Annotated in this window: 17 protein-coding genes and 1 pseudogene; 4 read left to right on the top strand and 14 right to left on the bottom strand. The window is 55.3% G+C overall.

Annotation, left to right across the window (positions count from 1 at the left end; genetic code table 11):
* Positions 1 to 17: 17 nt before the first annotated feature.
* From M4I36_RS13230 to M4I36_RS13215, 4 genes are read right to left on the bottom strand one after another with little or no spacing between them, the layout of a single operon-like run.
* Positions 18 to 1,079 carry a glucose-1-phosphate thymidylyltransferase gene (locus M4I36_RS13230; RefSeq protein ID WP_258112223.1) on the bottom strand — a complete coding sequence of 354 codons (1,062 nt, stop codon included), beginning with the start codon at positions 1,077 to 1,079 and terminating at the stop codon, positions 18 to 20.
* Positions 1,080 to 1,106: 27 nt separating this feature from the next.
* Positions 1,107 to 2,009 carry a glycosyltransferase family 2 protein gene (locus tag M4I36_RS13225; protein ID WP_258112222.1) on the bottom strand — a complete coding sequence of 301 codons (903 nt, stop codon included), beginning with the start codon at positions 2,007 to 2,009 and terminating at the stop codon, positions 1,107 to 1,109.
* Between the two features lies 1 nt (position 2,010).
* Positions 2,011 to 3,015: a glycosyltransferase family 2 protein gene (locus M4I36_RS13220; protein WP_258112221.1), complete on the bottom strand. Its 1,005-nt coding sequence runs from the start codon at positions 3,013 to 3,015 to the stop codon at positions 2,011 to 2,013.
* Positions 2,999 to 4,498, bottom strand: coding sequence for a sugar transferase (locus M4I36_RS13215; protein ID WP_258112220.1), 1,500 nt, complete (start codon positions 4,496 to 4,498; stop codon positions 2,999 to 3,001). The genes M4I36_RS13220 and M4I36_RS13215 overlap by 17 nt, the downstream gene beginning before the upstream one ends.
* A gap of 273 nt (positions 4,499 to 4,771) precedes the next feature.
* On the opposite strand from M4I36_RS13215, the gene M4I36_RS13210 reads away from it, so the two are divergent.
* Both M4I36_RS13210 and M4I36_RS13205 read left to right on the top strand, forming a co-directional pair.
* A complete protein-coding gene (locus M4I36_RS13210; protein ID WP_258112219.1) occupies positions 4,772 to 4,918 on the top strand; it encodes a hypothetical protein in 147 nt (48 codons plus the stop codon).
* A 77-nt stretch (positions 4,919 to 4,995) separates the two neighbouring features.
* Positions 4,996 to 5,595 carry a PAS domain-containing protein gene (locus M4I36_RS13205; protein WP_258112218.1) on the top strand — a complete coding sequence of 200 codons (600 nt, stop codon included), beginning with the start codon at positions 4,996 to 4,998 and terminating at the stop codon, positions 5,593 to 5,595.
* Positions 5,596 to 5,719: 124 nt separating this feature from the next.
* On the opposite strand, the gene M4I36_RS13200 is transcribed toward M4I36_RS13205, so the two are convergent.
* From M4I36_RS13200 to M4I36_RS13160, 9 genes are all read right to left on the bottom strand, one after another.
* A complete protein-coding gene (locus tag M4I36_RS13200) occupies positions 5,720 to 6,187 on the bottom strand; it encodes a hypothetical protein (protein WP_258112217.1) in 468 nt (155 codons plus the stop codon).
* Positions 6,188 to 6,340: 153 nt separating this feature from the next.
* Positions 6,341 to 6,883: a chromate transporter gene (locus M4I36_RS13195; RefSeq protein ID WP_258112216.1), complete on the bottom strand. Its 543-nt coding sequence runs from the start codon at positions 6,881 to 6,883 to the stop codon at positions 6,341 to 6,343.
* Positions 6,880 to 7,617 (bottom strand): chromate efflux transporter ChrB, encoded by a 738-nt coding sequence (gene chrB / locus M4I36_RS13190; RefSeq protein ID WP_374986268.1) that lies wholly within the window; start codon positions 7,615 to 7,617, stop codon positions 6,880 to 6,882. Before chrB ends, M4I36_RS13195 begins: the two co-directional genes overlap by 4 nt.
* A complete protein-coding gene (locus M4I36_RS13185) occupies positions 7,611 to 9,356 on the bottom strand; it encodes a gamma-glutamyltransferase family protein (RefSeq protein ID WP_258112215.1) in 1,746 nt (581 codons plus the stop codon). Before M4I36_RS13185 ends, chrB begins: the two co-directional genes overlap by 7 nt.
* A gap of 32 nt (positions 9,357 to 9,388) precedes the next feature.
* Positions 9,389 to 10,279, bottom strand: coding sequence for an ABC transporter permease (locus M4I36_RS13180; RefSeq protein ID WP_258112214.1), 891 nt, complete (start codon positions 10,277 to 10,279; stop codon positions 9,389 to 9,391).
* On the bottom strand, positions 10,276 to 11,229 hold the full coding sequence (locus M4I36_RS13175) for an ABC transporter permease (protein WP_258112213.1): 954 nt from the start codon (positions 11,227 to 11,229) through the stop codon (positions 10,276 to 10,278). Before M4I36_RS13175 ends, M4I36_RS13180 begins: the two co-directional genes overlap by 4 nt.
* Before the next feature lie 23 nt (positions 11,230 to 11,252).
* Positions 11,253 to 12,869, bottom strand: a complete 1,617-nt coding sequence (locus tag M4I36_RS13170; RefSeq protein ID WP_258112212.1) for an ABC transporter substrate-binding protein — start codon at positions 12,867 to 12,869, stop codon at positions 11,253 to 11,255.
* A gap of 51 nt (positions 12,870 to 12,920) precedes the next feature.
* Positions 12,921 to 13,580 (bottom strand): GntR family transcriptional regulator, encoded by a 660-nt coding sequence (locus M4I36_RS13165; protein WP_258112211.1) that lies wholly within the window; start codon positions 13,578 to 13,580, stop codon positions 12,921 to 12,923.
* A gap of 245 nt (positions 13,581 to 13,825) precedes the next feature.
* Complete coding sequence (locus tag M4I36_RS13160; RefSeq protein ID WP_258112210.1) at positions 13,826 to 14,293, bottom strand: DUF488 domain-containing protein; 468 nt, start codon at positions 14,291 to 14,293, stop codon at positions 13,826 to 13,828.
* Positions 14,294 to 14,538: 245 nt separating this feature from the next.
* Here M4I36_RS13160 and M4I36_RS13155 point away from each other — a divergent pair, with 245 nt between their 5' ends.
* Positions 14,539 to 15,309, top strand: a complete 771-nt coding sequence (locus M4I36_RS13155; RefSeq protein ID WP_258112209.1) for a class I SAM-dependent methyltransferase — start codon at positions 14,539 to 14,541, stop codon at positions 15,307 to 15,309.
* A gap of 183 nt (positions 15,310 to 15,492) precedes the next feature.
* Positions 15,493 to 15,957, top strand: coding sequence for a phage tail protein (locus M4I36_RS13150; protein ID WP_258112208.1), 465 nt, complete (start codon positions 15,493 to 15,495; stop codon positions 15,955 to 15,957).
* A 174-nt stretch (positions 15,958 to 16,131) separates the two neighbouring features.
* Here the strand turns inward: M4I36_RS13150 and M4I36_RS16735 are convergent.
* Positions 16,132 to 16,398: pseudogene (locus M4I36_RS16735) on the bottom strand (RpnC/YadD family protein); the annotation flags it as partial.

The raw sequence follows: 16,398 nt of genomic DNA, 5'->3' as shown, positions 1-16,398 counted from the left end.
GGTATCCCCCACAACTCCTAAATATCCACCTTGCTATTGTCCCCGATGACGAAATTGTGAGCTCGGGGCTTATTGTTCGCCTTTCGGATATGAACGTTTCTGCCGATGAGACTGAAATCAATACGAGCGGAAATGCCGTCAACCACTGTTTCCTCAAGCAGGATGCTATGCTCTATTTCGCTGTCTGTAACTTTCACACCGGACGAGATAGCAGTGAACGGCCCGATGTATGAGTTGTGAATGTGGCTTCCGGCTCCAATGACAAGAGGTCCGCGAAGGACACTGTTGGTTACGATTGCGCCAGCCTCGACAACCACACGGCCAATGACCTGCGTATCTGCCGAAACTTCTCCGTCAATGCGGTGCTCGATAGACTCTAGCATCATGCGGTTCGCTTCCAACACGTCCTCAGGTTTACCAGTATCCTTCCACCAGCCATCGATGACGTGAGCGTCGACCACTTTTTGAGTGTCTACCAAAAACTGAATGGCATCGGTGATTTCTAGTTCGTTGCGCCAAGACGGTTGAATCGAATTGACAGCTTCGAATATGGATGGGCCAAATAAGTAGACTCCAACCAACGCCAAATTACTCGGTGGCACTTTCGGCTTTTCAATCAGCCGGATGACTCGGCCCCCCTGCAGTTCGGCTACTCCAAACCTTTCTGGCTCGTTTACTCGGCTCAGCAGAATGAGGGTATTCGGCTTGTCTCTCTCAAACTGCTGTACAAATTCGGTCACGCCATCGCGCACCAAATTATCACCGAGAAACATCAAAAAGTCGTCCGTTCCGACAAATTCCTCAGATATTTTCACGGCGTGTGCCAAGCCGAGCGGTGCCTCCTGGGGAATATACGTTACCTTGGCACCCCATCTACTTCCGTCTCCAACCGCTGCCATGACTTCGTCGCGAGTCTCTCCCACAATGATACCAATATCTCGTATACCAGAAGCGATAATAGCCTCGATCGCGTAAAACAGAATTGGTTTATTGGCAACTGGAATCAATTGTTTAGCACTTGTGTAGGTGAGTGGACGCAGGCGAGACCCTGTCCCACCGCTCAGTATCAATGCTTTCATCGTGCAACTCCTCGCTCAGGATGTACACTATTGTGCCAATCGTTCCTCCGCAGGAACGCCGATAGTACTATTGCTTTTCCGAACATGCACTTGGCAAAGCAATCTCGTTGCAAATTTCACTATCCACGCACCAAGTATGCTGTTGGGATGAGTCTTTCGGTAGTAGATATCCATCGCTTCGTAGAATGCCTTGAGACTCTGACTCGACTTCTTTCCGCCGTTTCCACCTTTCAAGTGGACTGCATTCGCTGTTCCTTCGTACCAGAGCAGATAACCGAAGTCTTGAATTCGCTGGCACAGCGCAATGTCCTCGCCATACATGAAATAGTCTTCGTCCAAACCGCCGACGTTTTGGTAAAGGTCGCGCTGCATCAAGAGAAACGCCCCGCAAAGACAACCAACTGCGTAACTCCCTCGGTCTGGTAAGTGGGTCAGGTTATACCCGGCAAACCATGGCGATTTGGGAAAGACGTGAGCGAGCCGAGTAAAGCGTGTGAAAGAGTTCCATAGTGTCGGTAGGGAGCGCCGACAAGCTTTATCCAGACTACCATTTGGAAGCTCCAGTCGACAACCCACGGCGCCTAAGTCGTCTCGTTGCTGCAAAACCGAAAGAGATCTTTGCACAGTTTCTGGCTCGACGAACACGTCTGGATTGAGCAGGAGAAGAAATTCACCTGCTGCCAGCTCCGCCCCACGATTGTTTGCATGCGCGTAACCGCGATTTTCCGCGAGCCTCTGCACTTTGATGCTCTGAAAACGAGATTCATAAGACGAGAGAATCCGCTTTGTTTTCTCCCAACTGGGCTCAGCGGACGCATTGTCTATTACAATCAGTTCCATTCGATGCGCACTGGTACAGGAGGCCAGATGTTCGACACATGGTTCCAGAACCCCATGAGATTGGTAGGTCACCAAGACCACTGAAATCATCTCAGGCACCTCCCCAGCGCGGCCTGACATCCCGGTACGCCGCACGCTTCTGGAGACTTATTCGCCAGTGCTGCCGAATGAGTTTTCTCGCCATTTTCGCTGCCTCCGGCGCACGCAGTCGAATCATCAACCAGCGAACACATTCAACCAAGATAGAGACAAACGTGTGCGGCGCAATCGGTGCATACGACACGACCATACTCACTTGATTGGCGAAAGAATGTGCCACCGCCTTTGGAGACGGAGGCTGCCCTCGCCTCCACCCACGGCGATGCCACGCCAGCGCCTTCGGTTGGTAAAAAAACGTCCAACCCTTGAGGTTAGCGCGCCAAGCGAGATCGACATCTTCCTTATAGAGAAAAAAAGACTCATCGAGAAATTGGCCGTTCCACTCCACGTCCCGGAGCATCTGCGTGGAGTACAGAGCGGCAGCGCCGCAAACCCCCCAGACGGTGCAAGCCTCGGCATACTCGTCCCCATCCGGCTGTTTCGAGCCGCGATCCACCACGTGATAAAAGGCGCCTTCTTCGAGACCAGCACTGTCGAGAATCGGCCCTGCGGATGACGTTGTCATCCCTGCGGCTTGGCTTGGTTCCTCCTGCCGCAACAGCTTTCCAGTCCACCCGCCAATTCGCCTCGAGTGAACGGGGCCACTTTCACTTTCCATCAATTCTGCCACGTAACTGGGACTCAAAATGACATCTGGATTGACCGTCAATACGGCATGGCACCCGTCACTAAGAGCCATTCTAAATCCTAGGTTGTGGGCGAAAGCGTATCCTTTGTTTTCAGGGAGAGAGATGACCTCAATGCGGTCGCTCATTTCGCGACAAACTTCGAAAGAGTTGTCTGAAGAAGCGTTGTCGATAACGAGAATGCGATGCAAAGGGTATGTCTGTTGCAAGATGGACTGGAGTACCTCGCGGAGTTTTTCTCCACTATTGTAGGAGACCACTTGGACTTGAACGCGCTGCGTGCCCGTAACAACGTCAATAAGCATTTTCATCCACAAACCCCTTTGCCAGAGTCCGAGCGAAGATGCGCGCGTCCAGGGACCACGACCAATTCTCGATGTAGTCAATATCAAATTTGATGCGCTCGGCGATAGACGTGTCCCCCCGCCAGCCATGCACTTGCGCCCAGCCCGTGATGCCCGGCCGCACGCGATGCTTGACCATGTATTTAGGCACCTCATCTTTGAAGATGTCCACAAATTGCGGGCGCTCCGGGCGCGGCCCAATGACGCTCATGTCACCGATGAAGACATTCCAAAACTGCGGCAACTCATCCAGACTGGTCCGGCGAAGAAAGCGACCGATGCGCGTGCGCCGTGGGTCATCCGGTCTGGTCCAGCCTAGACCTGCTGGCACCGCAGGAGGGAGCGCCTCGGCAGGAGAAGATGGGTTCAATCCGCCCTTGGTCTCGGTCAGAACGGTTGCGGCTGGCGGGATTTCAGCGGTCTGCTCCACGTACATGGTGCGAAACTTGTACATGGTGAACGCCCGCCGATTCTTGCCAATCCGCTCCTGCCGAAAGAAAATGGGTCCGCGCGACGACGCTTTGACGGCGACGGCGATAGCCAGGTAGAGCGGAGACAAGAAGAGGAGCACGAGTGCCGAAAAGACGACATCAAACACGCGTTTGAGGGTGGCGTTGACGGCGTCATCCAGAGGCACGTAGCGCGTATCGATGAGTGGCATGCCAGCAAACGTTTCAAAGCGCGGACGAGCCGGAAGCATGTCAAAATAATCCGGAACAATGAGCGACTGTACGCCATGCGCCTCGCACGTCCCCAGCACATGCGGCAAAACCATCGAGTCCGAGCGAGGGAGAGAGATAAGAACGTGATCGACCAATTGATTGGAGAGAACCTGGTCCAACTCGCCAATACGACTCAGCAAAGGCATGCTTGCCGTCAGGGACTCCACCGTCTCCTCCGTTGCATCCTCTGGTAGCACGCAACCGAGCACGTGATAGCCGAACCACGGATGTTCTTCCAAACTTCGCACAAACCGCTGCACGGCAGAGGACCACCCGACCACGACGACAAACTTCTTATTAAATCCGCGCGTGCGGAGCATACGCAAAGTACCGCGAATGGCCATATGCTCGGCGTATACAAGCAGTGCATAAATGACGGCGAAAAGCACCAAAACTGAACGCGGGAACTGGGCTAGGTGGAGGAAATAGAGCAAGCTCATGACCAGCAAGAGACCTACGACCAAGCTGCGGACGATGGCCGAAGTTTCTTGCAGAAAGCCTCGGGAGCGCATGGGTTTATACATGCCAGCTACCCAGTTGGCCACAAGGAAGAGCGGCACACTGATGAGAATGGCGGGCATGTAAACGCGAAGCGGGCTGTTGCCGCCGTAAGGAAGCCAGCCTGAGTCGAACTTCAGCCACCAGGCAACCAGAAAAGACACGACCACGATGCATGCATCGAACACCTGGAACAAGCGATTCCAGAACACTTGATACGTGCGAAACACGGTTTTCCCTCCTGCGCCAGCCCTCTGCCTCGTTGGAAACATCTCGTTGCATCATGTCTATGTCTGATAGTCATTCGTCTCATAGGAATTCAGATAGTCTTAGTATAGCGAAAGCTCCCGCAAGTTTGAAGTGAAATGTGTTCCTCAAGCGAAAGAATTTGAAGAATTGACCAAAATCCGGAGGACAAGGAGGGGCAAAGTGCCCATTGGTTCAACCGTGAGATCCGACCACATGACAAACTTCGCCATTCGGTCGCACGGGAGCGCCTTTCGATGCTGACGGTGAGTCTGCCGGACTGCTGGCACACCAAGCGGGCGAAACCTGGATGTCGCAACTTTTCGCCTGCGCTGACCATGAGCGAGCGTGTCAACGGGTGCCAAGGTCTGTCGATGCATGGTAGTGGACATCAGTGGACATGAAGCGAAAATTTCGATACATTAGATTCGCCACAGATTCGCCACGTTTCGACAACAACAGACAGGAGCCGAATTCAACGTTGAGAGTAATCCTCGTATCCAAGAAGGCTCGCGAACGATTGATGTCACTCGCCATGCAGAGACAGGCTCGTCTCGATTTTAATCCCAATGCTTTGATTCTGCATGACCGGACGACCGTCCTATACTTAAATCATGCCGCAGCTCATCTTTTAGGATATGAATGCTGGAACGAAGCACAATCTCTCTTATTAACGGACGTGCTCAACCTTGAGGACAGTCTGTCGATTGCTTCGTTTGTGGAGCAGCTTGAAAAGAAGGGCGATACTGTACAAGAACTGGTTCTGCCGTTTCGGACCAGAAACGGATATGTCTTTGAAGCCGCTGTGAAAGCTCGCGCGACGGAGTTCCTCGGCCATAAAGTTGTCTTAGCTACCATCAAGCCACTGGGTAACATCCCCGACGTCGCGGCAGAAGAGCGTTTCGACGAGAGAAAAGTGACCGCGAAAGACCGTTTGCGCGACGGCATTCTCAACCCTTTGACCACACTCCAAGGATTTTTGGAATTGCGTTATCGCGGAGAAATCGACGAGTTACCCGTGACGCTTCTGCTCCGGGAGATTGAAAATATCCAGAAATTCATTGAGGGCCTGCGCGAATAGACGAGAAAAACAGGTCAAGAGCGAGGCATCCGCAAACTTGGAAAGCCTCGCTCCTTTCTGCTCCGTCTTCAAATGGAATGTGCAGACATGCGAAGCCCGGACAGGCCAATAGGGTACAGATGGTCTAGCTGTCCATGCCGTCGGTCGACCCCGCACTCTTCTTCGAGCGCCGCTTAGCTAGCCGTTTGCGCTTGCCAATTTTCATCTTGGCTTCTCGCTCGATGCTCGTGTGTTTCGTAATCATGTCCGGAGTCAACTTGCCTTGCGCCGTGAACATGCTGAAATCAAACGGCGTTTTCAGTTCATCCTTCGGCACTTGCATTTCATCCGCGAGCAAATCTTTGTCAAGGACTTCCCGCTCTACGTAGCGAGGACTGAGCACCGCATATTCCCCGCTAGGCAACGAGACCGTGATTTCTTCCTCGCCACTCTTCGCGAAGAGTTCGGCCAACTCCTCATATATCAACTTATTTTCTTCGTTGCGCTCCTTGGCAATCTCTTTGTTCTGAAAGTAGCGAAGCACTTTTTCTTCGAGCTTCAAGCGCACCACGTCTGCCTCTTCTTGCTGCACGTCCTGTTCCGTCATTGCCACGTTTCTCCGTCACCTCAAGCATGCATAGTCTGGGATGCCACCCCGAAAGGTTGTCCGATGGTCAGTGTACACCAATGCGGCACGCGACCCAAGAGTGTGATGCGTCAAGAAAGCAGCGCCAAAGGCGCTGTCAACGTCATCCGCACTATCCTTTCATCCGCCGAGATGCGGTAAAATGAGGCCTCCGTAGAGAAACGCGCCCGCAATGACGAACGCTGGGTGAATTTTGAGAAAGCGAATGAGCACGAGTGCGACCGCCGCAATGATGAGCGATTGAATCCAGCCAATGCCGCGCGCGCCATCCTGTAGGATGCTGAACGTGAGCACCGCCATCAGGACGGCAATCACGGGCTGGATGAATTTCGTCATGCCTTGAACCGCTGCCGATTTACGAAACTTCTGCAGGAATTTCATAAGCGCAATGAGCATCAGCGCTGACGGTACCACCGTGCCAATGAGTGCCGCGAGCGCGCCAATGGGTCCGGCTTTGCTATAGGCGATGGCCGTGGCAATTTTCGTGGCGACAGGTCCGGGCAAGGAATTGGCAACCGCGAGCACGTTCGCAAACTGGCTCGCCGTCAACCAGTGATAGTGAGTGACCGCCTGCGCTTCCATGAGCGGAATGGTGGAGGGGCCACCACCGTAGCCGAGCAAATTGGCAATGAAGAACCCAAGAAACAGCGAAAAAATCATCATGGCGCCCGGCCTCCGTCTCCGTTATCGGCGTGATTGGGCCGCTGGTCGTCTCCGTCACCTGGGGCCGATCCGTTGCCTCGACCGCCTGAACCACCTGGCCCCGGGTCAGCTGAGTTGCCGGGTCCGCCTGGGCCGCCTCCGCGGGCGGCGCGTTTCCACCAACGCACCACCCGGAAGTGAAAGAGGCCGTAGACGAGGAAAGCGAGCACCACCACGGCATCCGGCGCTTTAAGCAGAACGAGCAGCGCAAAGGCAACGGCCCATGTGACCATCGCCAGAACCCAGCCAAGCCCTTGCTTCGTCCGAGCGGCAAACTCGTAGGCGAGGAGGCCGAGGAGGACGACGATGACCGGATCGACCGCGTGAACCATCGACTGAGCGACGGGTGAATCGCGGTAGCGGTAGAGAATCCCAAACAGCACCACCACGAGCACGGTGGACGGGAGAATGTGCGACAGCACCGCCACCAGCGCGCCAAGGGTGCCCTTCAGTCGGTACCCCATGTACGCGGCCATCTTGGTGGCAATGGGGCCTGGCAGGGTGTTGGCGAGGGCCAGAATTTCGCCAAACTCATCGTTGTCCATCCATCGGTAACGAACGACGGCCTCATGCCGAAACAGGGTCATGATGGCCGGACCGCCACCATAGCCAACGAGCCCCGTGCGGAACATGGCGGTGATGATTTCGCGGTACGAGCCCCCTCCGGAACTCGGCCCGGCTTCGTTCTTCACCATGCGCTGATGCTCCCATCCGTTCTCGGCTCCGTGCCCCCCGCATAGACCCCGTTATCGAGCCGCCAAAGGACTTGCCCGCGCCCGTAACTGCCGCCGCTGTGGGTGACGGTGATGTCGTGGCCGCGGCTTTGCAGTTGGTCGATGAGATGGGCTGGGATGCCGCGCTCGACGTGAACGCGATTGCCTTCCATCCACTGCCACCTGGGGGCGTCTAGTGCAGCCTGCGGGTTGTCGTGAAAGTCGAGCAGATGCTGCATCACCTGAAGGTGCCCTTGCGGCTGCATGAACCCGCCCATCACGCCAAACGGGCCAATCGGATGCCCGTCTCTCGTTAAAAATCCGGGAATGATGGTATGGTACGTGCGTTTCCCGGGGGCGATCGCGTTGATATGGCCCGCCTCCAACGAAAACGTGTGACCGCGATTTTGGAGGGCGATGCCCGTCCCTGGTACGACGATGCCGCTGCCAAAACCCATGTAGTTGCTCTGGATGAACGAAACCATGTTGCCCTCGCCGTCGGCCGTCGCGAGATAGACGGTTCCGCCGGCATCCGGGGTGAGATTGGGGTCGGTTGCACGGGGCGCAATCTGCGCTCGCAGTTCGGCGAGGTAACTGGGACGGAGCAAGTCCTGTGCTGTCACCTGCATAGCACGGGCATCCGTCACCTCTGCCTTGGCGACGGCAAAGGCGCGCTTGATGGCCTCGATGGAGAGGTGCAGAAAGTCGGCCGATTCGCGGGCGGGAAATGTGTCCCCTGCGAGCATGCCGAGCGCCATGAGCGCCACAATGCCCTGACCGTTCGGAGGAATCTCCCAGACATCATAGCCCCGGTAACGGACCGAAATCGGGTCGACCCATTCCGGGTGGAATGCAGCGAGATCGTCCTCCGTTAAAAAGCCCCCGGTGGCCGCGGCATGCTCCGCCATGATGCGCGCGAGGCGGCCGCGATAAAACGACTCGGCGCCGGTCTCGGCAATATCTTCAAGGGTCTCTGCGTGATGCACCGACGACCACATCTGACCTGGGCCTGGAGCCGCTGCAGCTTGTTGGGCCGGGCTGACGGAGGCCGAGTGGCCAGAATTAGCGGCGGCCGAGTGGCCGGAGCTGGAGAGCGGCGCGAAGGTGTCCAGCCAAGGCTGGAACAACTCGCGCGGCTGCAACGCGGCATAGCGACGCGCGGCGGCTTGCCACCCCCGCCCGGTGACCGGCGCGAGCGGATGGCCGTAGCGGGCGAGTTCGATGGCGGGCGCGAGCACTTGCTTGAGCGGCAGGCGACCGAAGCGGCGCGACAACTCTGCCCATGCGGCTGGGGTGCCGGGTACGGTGACGGGGAGCCAGCCGAACGCAGGCATCGCCGTATGCCCGAGGGCGCGCACCTTCTCGAGCGACAGCGCCATCGGCGCGGGACCGGACGCATTCAAGCCGTGCAGGCGGCCGCCCGTCCAGACGAGCGCAAAGGCATCGCTGCCGATGCCGTTGGCGGTCGGCTCGACGACGGTCAGCGCGGCGGCGGTGGCGATGGCTGCGTCAATGGCGTTGCCGCCCGCTTTGAGGATGCCAAGCCCCGCGTCTGCCGCGAGCGGGTGCGAGGTGGCGACCATGCCGCGCTGTGCAAAGACCACGCTGCGGCGGGAAGGGTGCGGGTGAAGAGCGGGATCGAACGGAAGATGGGGCGGCGCAGATGCACCGCCGGGCTGGAATGCACCGCCGGGCTGAGACGAGGGCTGGGTAGACGGCATAGGAAACGCCTCCTTGTCGACGGGAATGGTGTTCAGGCGCGGTTTTTCCGCGGATCAAAGCGGATTTGGAGGCCGTCGCCGAGCAGATTAAAGCCGAGGACGGCGATGGCGATGGCAATCCCCGGAACAATGGCCATCCACGGCGCCTGTGTCATGTAGCCTTGGGCGGTGTGCAACATCGACCCCCAACTGGGCGTGGGCGGCTGTGCTCCGAGGCCTAGGTACGACAGACTGGCTTCTGCCACAATGCCGGACGCTACCCCGAGCGTGACTTGTACGATGAGCGGCGTCAGAGTGTTCGGGAAGATGTGCCGAAACATGAGTCGAACGTCACTGGCGCCTACCATCCGCGCGGCTTGCACGTACTCTTTCTGCCTCTCGGCCATGACCTGCGCGCGAACCGTGCGGATGAAGACGGGCAGATATCCGACCGCAATGGCTATTGTAACATTGCGAATACCGGGTCCGAGCACAGCGGCCAGTACCAGAGCCAAAATGAGGAACGGGAACGCCTGAATGGCATCGACCACGCGCATGACCAGCCATTCATCGACCACCCCGCGATAGAAACCGGAGACGAGACCAATCGGGACGCCTACGATGGTAGCCAAGGCGACGGAGCCAATGGCCACTTCCATCGAGGTGCGAGCCCCATAGAAGATGCGAGTGAGGATGTCTCGACCGAGATCGTCCGTACCAAGCCAGTGCGCAGCGCTCGGGGGTTGGAGAATGGCGGTGTAGTCGAGCTTGACGGGCGAATACGGGGAGATGAGCGGCGCGAACACGGCGATAAAGAGAACGGCAAAGACGATGGCTGCCCCCAGCCACAGCGAGACGTTTTTGCGCACGCTCCGCCAGCGGACGCGGCGGGGTGTTTCCGTTGCGGTAGCAGAGGCTACCACTTCGAGCGGAGACATCGTCATGTTGCCCTACCCCCCAGTTGTATCCGCGGATCCGCCAAACTGTACAACACATCGACCGCCACATTGACGAGTACGACTGCGACCGCGGCGACTAACGCGGTGCCTTGGACGGTTGTGTAGTCGCGGCTGAACACGCTCTGCACGAGCAAACTGCCGAGACCCGGCAGAGAGAAGATGGTTTCGGTAATCACGAGTCCGCCGAGCAAGCCGGCCACTTGCAGCCCACCCATGGTAATAACCGGGATGAGCGCGTTCTTCAGTGCATGATGCATGATGATCCGGTACCCGGACATACCTTTTGCGCGCGCGGTCCGGATGAAGTCTTGGTCGAGTACGTCCAACAGGGACGCGCGCAGCATGCGCAGCAACACGGCGGCTTCACGGATGCCTGTGGCCACCGCGGGCAGAACCATGACGGACAGGTTCTTAAGTGGACTGACCCAGAGCGGCGCGTACCCGGACGATGGGAAGAGGTGAATCCTTACGGTGAACAGTAGCAAAAATAGAATTCCCACCCAAAACGGCGGTACGGCGATGCCAATCGTAGCGCTAAACATGGCCACTGCGTCCTGCCACTTTCCACGAAACACGGCCGCCATGATGCCTAACGGGAACGCGATGACCAGCGCTACAAACAGGGTCAAAAACGCGAGTTCCACGGTGACTGGGAGCCTTTGTGCAATAATTTGGTTGACGGGTTGACCATCGAGCAGCGACTTGCCTAGGTTGCCGTGAAGCACCTTGCCGAGCCAGTCCGCGTACTGAACTGGCATCGGCTTGTTCAATCCGAGTTGCACGGTGAGCGCACGAATGGAAGATGGGGTGGCGTCTTGGCCAAGAATCACCTGTGCTGGATTCCCCGGTATGAGGTGGATGAGTAAAAACACCATGACCGTGACGAGAAAGAGCACAGGAACGGTCGTCAGAATGCGCCTCAATACGTAGGTCACGGAGTTCCCTCCCAGTCAGTCCATCAGGAAAGTGACAGATTCTTTAAGCGCAACACTCCATCTGCGTAGGCTTGGAAGCCCTGAAGTTGTTTGCTATAAGCGTAAATATTATCAGGATGGTCCAGATAGACATAGGGTGCTTGCTGATGAATGATGTTCATCGCCTGTTTGTAGAGGACTTTGCGAGCAGACATGCTGGACGTCTCGCGCGCTTTGTTCAGGAGCGCATCTACCTGTATGTTGGAATAGCCCGAATCGTTGAGCGATCCGTTCGTGTACAGGAACGCATAAATATCCTGGTCGGGGTCTAATCGTCCTGACCACCCGAGGAGCGAGGCTTGAAAATTGTGATTGTCTGCATTGCCAAGCAGCGTGCCAAACTCGAGTTGTTCAATGTTCATTTTGATTCCATATTGGCTGAGCATGCTCTGAAGGATGGTCGCCATCTGTTCGTCGACCGAGTCATTCGGCGACTGCATGGTGAAGGAAAATCCATTCGGGTCTCCCGCTTTTGCGAGCAGCGACTTAATGGTTGCGGGATTTGGCGTTGGCGGCGCATCTTCACTGGCTGAGTAGACGGGTGAAGCGGGCGAGAATGGGCTATAGCCGGGAACAGCCGACCCTTTCAACATGGCATTGACCAGCGTCGTCCGGTTGATGGCGAGATTGACTGCTTCGCGCAAATCTACGTTGTTAAACGGTGCCGTTTGACAGTTTAAGTAGAACCCGCCGTAACCAAGCCCCGGCGTATTCGACACGACATATTGTGAATTTTGCTCCATGGAACTCAACTGCTGTGGTGGAACAGTGTCAACAATTTGCACGGCTCCGCTCTGCAGATTGGCCAATTCCACGTTCGGATCGGTAAAAATACGATAAACAACCTTCTTCAATGCCGGCTCACCGTTCCAATAGTGAGGATTGCGCACCAAAATCAAATTGTCCCCTTTGATGCGGCTCTTGAACATAAACGGGCCGCTGCCCACCGGGTCATTGACAAAGTTGCTCCCTTCTTTTTGCACGGCAGTTGGCGACACCATCATCCCGGCACGTCCGGCAAGGACGGCAATCAACGGGCTGAACGGCTTCTTGAGATGTAGCACGACGGTCGTGTCATTCGGTGTATCAATGGAGGAGATGTCAATGAGTGAACTTCGACGCGGCGACGATTTGGCCATATCTCGAACTAAGTTGAACTTCACGGCCGCCGCATTGAACGGAGTCCCATCCTGAAACTGAATGTTCTTGTGCAGCGTGAGCGTGTAGGTCAGACCATTCGGCGAAACTACATACGACTTCACCAAATCTGGCGTGACCGTTTTCTGTGGCGTGAGTTGAAAGAGCGTGTCATAGATGTTCATCATAATCTGGCGATCCACCAATGCGCTCGAGGTAGATGGGTCGAGGCTTGGCGGGTCTGCGCTCAGTCCGACATAGAGTACGCTGGTCGATCCGCCCGTGCTCGCCCCACTTGCATTCGTGCTCGCATTCGCTGTCGTATTCGTTGCGTTGGCCGTTGCGTTGGCCGTTGCGTTGGCCGTCCCATTGCTCGAAGACGCAGTCCCACTGGTTCCACACGCGGTCACGAGTCCCGCAGCCGCCAAAATCGACACGGCACCAAGCCATTTTCTTTTGCCCACAACACGTCCTCCTTCATTTCGCGCCTGTGTAATGATGCACCAAACCATCGACTACTCTCGCATGGCCTCTTCCAGATAAGCTGCGTCCAATATGCGCAGGTCTTGCATGACGTGCTTCGACATCTCCCTGCGAGCCTTCTCTCCATCCCGCGCTTTCAACGCTTCAAAGATGGCCCGATGTTCCTCCAGGAGGTTCGTTTGTTGCTGAATGATTTGAAAAACGAGCAGGCAATAATACTGCATGAGCGCCGAGATGTCTTCGAGTGTGTGGCGTATTCTCTCATTTCGCGCTGCCGTCCAGACCAACTGGTGAAACTCCGTGTTGAGCGCCACAACCTCTGTTCTATCGGTTCTCGTTAACACTTCCTCAGTCTTCTCTAAGTTCGCCGCGACTTTGTCGGAGTCTACATCCGTCCATCGCTCCGCAGCTAGACCTGCGGCAAAGGGTTCAATCGACAGACGCATTTCATAAATCTCGGCAAAATCTCGATACGACGGTTCAAACACGCGAACGGCTCCATTGTCAGCCAAAACTAACTGCTCCATCTGCAACATCCGCAGCGCCTCTCGGACTGGACTGCGACTTGTTTGCAATTGTTCCGCCAAACGCGACTCTATCAGGCGCTCTCCCGGAGCGATATGTCCTGCCAAAATCTCGTTTTTTAAGTGCCGATGAACCTGCGCGGACAACACGTCGGCCCGCGAAAGCACAGGTTTCCTGCCCAGAACCATCACCCCCGTGTCGATTGGTGCGCTTTGCAGCTCGATTGTTGCTCACCGTGCAGAAGGTTGTCGAACAGGCGGCAGATTCGGCCAGTCGCTCCAGCATGTCTCCACTTGGTCGACGGTCGACCGTCGACCCCGCACGGATTGTGCTTGAATTTTAGTCTGACTATTTTGTGTAGTCAATTAGTTTTGTGAGCTATTGCAAAATTTATTTGGCCATCTAGGCACGTTTACAGATGGCGCACAACCACCTGACCCCGCACCGATTGCAGATATTCTGCGAGCACACGGCGGTGGCAGTGATGGGGTTTATCTTCGCTACAAAGGAGGCAAATGGCGGATTCCGCTTGAAGAACCGGTTCAACGAATCGCTCGACTTGTCGCTCTACCAACAAATGACGGTATGCACTGGCGTATTCTTCCCAAGTGCAATGACGTCGCTGCCATGCATGCAACAACTCTTCTGTTGGAGCCAGTTGAATGTCATGCGTATAGGAAATTTGGTGAACTTCGAGGATATATTCGAGATCGGACCTCTTCGCAAAACCCGACAACTGAGACGTATTGTGCAGGCGCGTGTCGAGGACGTGCGAAACGTCCGCAGCGCGAAGACGGCTGATGAAGTCGCGCAGCGATTTGCGGGTAAAACCGATAGTCGCTATCGTCACCGACTGCAACTGGTCCATGTTTTTGTCCAATCCGGCATTCCCCTTCCGCTGTCTCACCGCACTCCACGGAATTTAGTGCGCAGCAAACTTTAGTGCGCAGCAAAATTTAGTTCGCGGCAGAATTTAGTTCGCGAAGGTCCTCCCTGCGTCCTGCCCAAGGTCGTAAAAAATCATAGGCACGCATGGCCTCTTTGGAAATTCTAGTGCCCGAGCAGTATCATAGAGCCATAAGACTCTTCATCGGTCGAAACATGACAAGCCAAGGAGATGAGCGGATGACTGGAGAAGAAACTGGTCGGTTTGGGCAGACGCCAAACGATGTCTCTATGATGGCAGAGGGACTGAAGCGTTCTAGCGAAAGGATGGATGTCACAAAGTCACCCATCTATGAGGAAGTGATGGCCTACATAGGAGACGAACGAACCGTTCTCGACATCGGTGCTGGCGTCGGGAGATTTACTGGCCCACTTGCCAAAGCAGGGTGTCATGTGACGGCCATTGAACCCTCCGACGAAATGCTTCCTCATCTCCAGGAGACGGTGACTAAGCAGGGCGTGGCCGACCGAGTAACTTTTATTCACGGCGCATGGCCACTTGATGAACCTATCCATGCCGAGATTGCGCTGGCCGCATATGTCATCCAGTTTTCTAATAGTATTGCCGAATTTGCCTTGGCCATGAAGAGAGCAGCGACCAGGCGATGCATCCTCGCAGTCCATGTAGATCCATTGATGGGGTTTATGGAGCCGCTGTGGACGATGTTTCGGCCAAATGAACCCGCTCCACACATGCTGAATTTTGCAGACATTTATCCACAACTTCTCGCAGCAGATGTCGTCGCGGACGTACGCATTTTCTCGGAATCTCTCGGACCGAGATGGTCGAATCCGATGGACGCCGCACCCATGATTGCGAGAAGACTCGGAATTCTGGACAATCCCACATCGATGGAGCGTCTAAAAGAAGTGCTACAAGACCGACAAGAACAGTTTACGCAACCTAGAGACCACCGCGCCGCAGTGATTTCTTTTGCTTCGCACCCGTAAACGGACGTTTGGCGGGCCTAAGAGGCTCTTGAAAATGTTTAGGAATATGTGAAACCATCTTATTGAAGCAGTCCTTCAAAAGAGTTTCGGGAACAGTTCATGTATGGAATCAATCTGAAACGTCCCAGACCCATCGTGTGAAGAAAGATTGATCTGGGGCGAGACACAAGAGGGGTCGTGAAAGTGCCCTATATTGTCGACTTTAAAAGCGTATCCACATATGGACTAGAGTCTTCCCCCGTCGCAGAGAAGCTTGCAGGGTTACGCGCTAATGAGGCTCGTTATTTCATGAACAAGTACAAACATGAGTTTCAGGTTCTTCCCGCTGGCGAGAGCCAAGACACAGTGGGTTATGTAAACCGCATTTTAAAAGAAGAACGAAACCTGCAGTTTGAGGCTAAGCCTTTGCAGACGTCGCAATTTCAAATAGAAAATGTCAAATGGGCGTACGTCTTTTATGAAGATGGTCTTGCGGTCAACGTCTTATATACGATAGATGACCCGAAGAAGCGAGCTGTTGGTCTAAAGTTGTCTGAAGGCATGGAGGTACCGAAGGAATTGGAAGGAAAGTTTAAATTTGCTCGACAAAAGTCCAAACTAGCCGGAACGATACGTGGCTCGTTTTTTGTGATTAAGGGACAATATTAGAACACCCATGAGCGTGACTGTGGACGAACCCAGCTGGATTAGGATAGGTATAGGTTATGTGACAGCGGATGGAATCGATGCCTTTACTGACAGGATGGACCACTTGAACCGACACCCAGCCAACGGCACAAAAAACCGCCGAAGGCCTTGTGGCCCTTAGCGGTTTCGCTCGATTCAATGAACGAGTTTGTCTTGGATAGCTTTCGCTTCGGCTGGGCTCAGCCCGGTCATGTCCACGACGTCTGCGAGGCTAGCCCCTTTTCGGAACATCCTCTCGGCTACCGTGGCCAGTCCTTCTTGACGGCCTTCCTGCAGTCCTTCCTGAAGTCCTTTCTGCCGTCCTTCCTGAAGTCCTTTCTGCAATCCTTCCTGCAGTCCTTTCTGCAATCCTTCCTGAAGCCCTTCTTGATACAGTTCTTCCGCGATTTTCGACACGAGTCT

It is taken from the genome of Alicyclobacillus sp. SP_1, from assembly GCF_024706985.1.
Classification (GTDB): Bacteria; Bacillota; Bacilli; order Alicyclobacillales; family Alicyclobacillaceae; genus Alicyclobacillus_I.
The sequence above is the reverse complement of the archived record's forward strand: the minus strand, read 5'-3'. Positions and strand labels throughout refer to the sequence as shown.